The organism is Hyphomicrobiales bacterium, assembly GCA_030688605.1.
GTDB lineage: Bacteria > Pseudomonadota > Alphaproteobacteria > Rhizobiales > NORP267 > JAUYJB01.
The window spans coordinates 1-3,026 of sequence record JAUYJB010000028.1; the positions used below are offsets into that span (position 1 = coordinate 1).

Consider the following 3,026-nt stretch of genomic DNA (forward strand, 5'->3'; position numbering starts at 1 on the left):
CAAGGTTTCCCAGGCACGTACGCTGCGCGCGAACGCGACCCAAGAGCAAAGGCGTATCGAGACCGTGCTCGCGGCGGCGGCGGCGGCGGAGGGCATTGCGCGGCTTGTGCCGTTGGAACCATAAACGCTATTCCACAGCCAACGCGAATGTTTACACGCCGCGGGGCGGTTGTTAGAACCTTGCCGTACCGACCGTCGCTGGGAGGGCTCGCATCATCCCCGGAGCGCCCACTTATTTCTCAGAATAGGGTTTCGGCCATGAAGCTGGTCTCGGGTAACTCGAACCGAGCTGTCGCGGAAGCAATCGGGGCTTACCTCAAGACATCGCTGACCAAATGCGTCGTCCGCCGCTTCGCCGACATGGAGATCTTCGTCGAGGTTGAAGAGAATGTCCGCGGCGAGGACGTTTTCGCGATCCAGTCGACCTCCTATCCTGCCAACGATCATTTGATGGAGCTGTTGATCATTATCGACGCGTTGCGACGCGCCTCGGCGCAGCGCATCACGGCTGTGATCCCTTATTTCGGCTATGCCCGTCAGGACCGCAAGGTGGGCCCGCGCACGCCGATCTCCGCCAAGCTGGTCGCCAATCTGATCACTGAAGCCGGCGCCAACCGAGTGCTGACCCTCGACCTGCATGCGGGCCAGATCCAGGGCTTTTTCGACATACCGACCGACAATCTCTATGCCGCGCCGGTTATGGTGCGCGACATCCGTGAGCAAAATGAGCTCGATCACGTGATGGTGGTATCGCCGGATGTCGGCGGCGTGGTGCGCGCGCGCGGACTCGCCAAGCGCATCGGCGCGCCCCTCGCTATCGTCGACAAGCGGCGCGAGCGGGCGGGCGAAAGCGAGGTCATGAACATCATCGGCGACGTCAAGGGCCGCTCCTGCATCATGGTCGACGATATCGTCGATTCCGGCGGCACGCTGTGCAATGCCGCCCAGGCGCTGATGGAAAAGGGCGCGACGGCCGTCTCCGCCTACATCACGCACGGCGTGCTGTCCGGCAATGCGATCGACCGCATCGCCGCCTCGCATCTGAAAGAGCTGGTCATTACCGACTCGATCCAGCCGACCGATGCGGTGCGCGGAGCCAGCAACATCCGCGTGCTTTCCATCGCGCCGCTGATCGGAGAGGCGATCCGCCGCACGGCGCTCGAAGAGTCGGTCTCCAGCCTGTTCCACTGAACCTTCTCGCCGGGAGCATTCCCGCCGCATCCCGCCCGCCGGCATTGTCAGTCCTCCGCATTGACGCTATAAGCCGCGCGACCGTCGCGCGCCCGGCACCCCTGGAGGCAAGGCGCGACGAGATTTCTTAGGAGAATGTGATGTCTAAAGTCGTTGAGCTGAAAGCCGCGGCACGCGATCGGGTCGGCAAGGGGGCCGCCCGGGCAACGCGCCGCGCCGGCTTGGTTCCGGCCGTAATTTACGGTGATAAGCAGCCCCCCGAACCCATCGCCATCGAGCGCAGGGAGCTGACTTCCCTGATCAAGGCCGGCGGTTTTCTGACAACCTTGTTCTCGGTCGACGTGAACGGGCAAGCTTCGCGCGTCATCCCGCGCGACGTCCATTTCGATCCGGTGCGCGACTTCCCGATCCATGTCGACTTTCTGCGGCTTGGCGAGGGCGCGCGTCTCGACGTTTCGGTGCCGGTTCACTTCATCAACGAGGAAAAATCGCCGGGCATCAAGCGCGGCGGGGTGCTCAACATCGTGCGCCATGAGATCGAGTTGAACTGCCTCGCCGACCAGATCCCCGAACATCTGACCGCCGACCTGACCGGGACCGACATCGGCGACTCAATCCATATCTCGGCGATCCCGCTGCCCGAGGGCGTCGTGCCGACGATCACCGACCGCGACTTCACCGTGGCCACCATTGCCGCGCCGGCCGTGCTGCGGACCGAGGAAGAGGAGGCCGCGGAGGCTGAAGGCGTCGAGGCCGAAGGAGAGGGCGAGGAAGAAGCCGAAGGCGAGGGCGAAGACAAGGCCGAAGGCGAGGATTGAGCCCGGCCGCGCCGCGCTTTCCGGCGCGGCGTCTTGGCGGATGCACCGGCCGCGATCGGACCATGGGGCACGCGCATGATACTGCTCGTCGGGCTCGGCAATCCAGGCAGCCGCTACGCCTTCAACCGCCACAATATCGGCGCCATGGCGGTCGACGCGATCGCCGTCCGGCACGACTTTCCCGCGTGGCGCAGCCGCTTTCACGGTGCGGCGGCGGAAGGCCTGCTCGGCCGGCGCAAATGCCTGCTGTTGAAACCGATGACCTATATGAACGAATCCGGGCGCTCGGTGGCGGCGGCGGCGCAGTTCTACAAGCTTGCGCCGGATGCGATCATCGTCTTCCACGACGAGCTCGACCTGCAGCCTGGCAAGCTCAGGGTCAAGACCGGCGGCGGCGTGGCCGGGCACAACGGGTTGCGCTCGATCGCCGCGCATATCGGCCCGGAATTCCGCCGCGTGCGGCTCGGCATCGGCCATCCCGGCGACAAGGGCCTGGTGCATAACTACGTGCTGCGCGATTTCGCCAAGGCCGAGAGGGAATGGCTGGAGCCGCTGCTGACCGCTGTCGCCGAGCACGCGCCGCTCCTTGCCGCAGGCCACGACGCGAATTTCATGAACAAGGTCCATCTCGCGCTCAATCCGCCCGAGGCAAAGCCCGAGGACGCGGACCAGGAGCATTCCGGCTAGCCATGGGTTTCAAGTGCGGCATTGTCGGGCTGCCCAATGTCGGCAAGTCCACCCTGTTCAACGCGCTGACGCAGACCGCCGCCGCGCAGGCGGAAAACTATCCCTTCTGCACCATCGAGCCCAATGTCGGCGAGGTGGCGGTGCCCGACGAGCGCCTTGAAACGATCGCGAAGATCGCCAGATCGGCGCGTACAGTGCCGACCAGGCTGACCTTCGTGGACATTGCAGGGCTGGTGCGCGGCGCCTCGAAAGGCGAGGGGCTCGGCAACCGTTTCCTCGCCAATATCCGCGAGGTCGACGCCATCGTCCATGTGGTGCGCTGCTTCGAGG

General features: G+C 64.9%; 4 protein-coding genes. All 4 read left to right on the forward strand.

Translation table 11 applies throughout. The annotated features are described in order from the left end of the window. Positions 1 to 258: 258 nt before the first annotated feature. Positions 259 to 1,191, forward strand: a complete 933-nt coding sequence (locus tag Q8P46_03450) for a ribose-phosphate pyrophosphokinase (GenBank protein ID MDP2619222.1) — start codon at positions 259 to 261, stop codon at positions 1,189 to 1,191. Positions 1,192 to 1,331: 140 nt separating this feature from the next. Continuing rightward, positions 1,332 to 2,009, forward strand: coding sequence for a 50S ribosomal protein L25/general stress protein Ctc (locus Q8P46_03455; GenBank protein ID MDP2619223.1), 678 nt, complete (start codon positions 1,332 to 1,334; stop codon positions 2,007 to 2,009). A gap of 75 nt (positions 2,010 to 2,084) precedes the next feature. Next, positions 2,085 to 2,696: an aminoacyl-tRNA hydrolase gene (pth, locus tag Q8P46_03460; protein ID MDP2619224.1), complete on the forward strand. Its 612-nt coding sequence runs from the start codon at positions 2,085 to 2,087 to the stop codon at positions 2,694 to 2,696. 2 nt (positions 2,697 to 2,698) lie between these two features. After that, positions 2,699 to 3,026, forward strand: a 328-nt coding sequence (locus Q8P46_03465) for a GTPase (protein ID MDP2619225.1), incomplete at its 3' end; no start/stop codon positions are given.